The sequence below is a fragment of the Leucobacter sp. M11 genome, from assembly GCF_035726885.1.
Classification (GTDB): domain Bacteria; phylum Actinomycetota; class Actinomycetes; order Actinomycetales; family Microbacteriaceae; genus JAPFRB01.
The window spans coordinates 406,342-407,725 of sequence record NZ_JAPFRB010000001.1 but is presented as its reverse complement, the minus strand read 5'-3'; the positions used below and the strand labels follow the sequence as shown (position 1 = coordinate 407,725).

Genomic DNA, 1,384 nt, shown 5'->3' with positions numbered 1-1,384 from the left:
GAGAAGCTGCCCGACGGCTCCGAGGTGGTCGCGGGCGCGGACGGGGCCCCGAACGGCTTCCTGCGCGAGCTCGGCGCGATGGGCCTGCTCCGCGCGCACCTGCCCGTGCTCAGCTTCGAGGACAAGGTCGAGGGGCTCCTCGCGGTGCTGACGGACATGGCCGCGAACGGGCTGACCGGCATCGAGATGCTCGACAACGAGGACCCCGATTCGATCGCGCTCTTCCAGGAGCTGGAGCGCCGCGGCGAGCTGCCCCTGCGGGTGCGCATCGCCCCGTGGTTCCTCGCCAAACACGGCCCCGAGGTGCTGGACGAGGTGATCGCGCTGCAGGGGATCCGCGGCCGCCGCTTCGAGGTGCGCGGCGCGAAGCTCATGATCGACGGCACCGTGGACAACGGCACGGCCTGGCTGAACGAGCCCGACACCGAGGGGGAGAGCACCGCCTCGTTGTGGCTGGCCCCGGCGGACTACGCGGCGGCGCTCGCGCGGCTGCATGCGGCGGGCGTCACCACGACCACCCACGCGATCGGGGACCGCGGCGTCGGCTTCGTCGCCGAGAGCATCGCGGCCCTGCCCGAGGGCGGTCCGGCGCACCGGATCGAACACATCGAGGCGCTCTCGGACGCTGACCTGGAGCGGCTCGCCGCCTCGGGGGCCGCTGCGAGTATGCAGCCCACGCACTGCACTCACTTTGTCCGGCCCGACCGCACCGACGCCTGGTCGCGCCGCCTCGGGGCCGAGCGCTCCCGCACGCACACCTTCCGGATGCGCGATGTGCTGGACCGCGGCGTCCTGCTCGCCCTCGGCTCCGACTGGCCCATCGCGCCCTACGACCCCCGCGAGATCCTGGCCGATGCGCAGGCGCGGCGTCGCACCGCGCGCCCCGGCAGCGCGGTCATTGACGCGCAGCGACTCACCGCGCGCGAGGCGCTCGAGGGGTACACGGTGAGCGTGCACCGCTCCACCGGGGGCACGGGAGGCACGCTCGCGCTCGGGCAGCTCGCGGACGTCACGGTGCTCAGCGTCGACCCGCTGACGGCGACCCCCGAGACCCTGCTGGCCGCCGAGGTGCTCGGCACCCTGCTCGGCGGCGAAACCGCCTAGCGAAGCCCGGGCCCGCGCCGCGGGGCGCGCCGGTCACCGGCGCGCCCCGCGGCGGTGGTGCGCCGTCCGGTCCGTTGCCGAAACGGCACGAGAAGTGGAGCCCGTCGAGCGGGGTCGGATAGTGTGACCCCTGCTGTTGCCCTGGCCGTGCCCGCACTCGCCTCGAATCCGCGGCCGCGTGGCCCCGGCCGCTGGCCGTTCCCGTCCCGAAAGGACCCGCATGACTGCTTCGACCTTCCCCGCCCCGGTTGTGCTTGCGACCTGGGTCGAGCCCTTCGCC

1 protein-coding gene is annotated in these 1,384 nt (G+C 74.3%); it reads left to right on the top strand.

What is annotated here, in order from left to right; all coding sequences use genetic code 11:
* On the top strand, positions 1-1,104 hold a 1,104-nt coding region (locus OOT08_RS02030; protein WP_325090889.1), incomplete at its 5' end, for an amidohydrolase.
* Positions 1,105-1,384 lie beyond the last annotated feature (280 nt).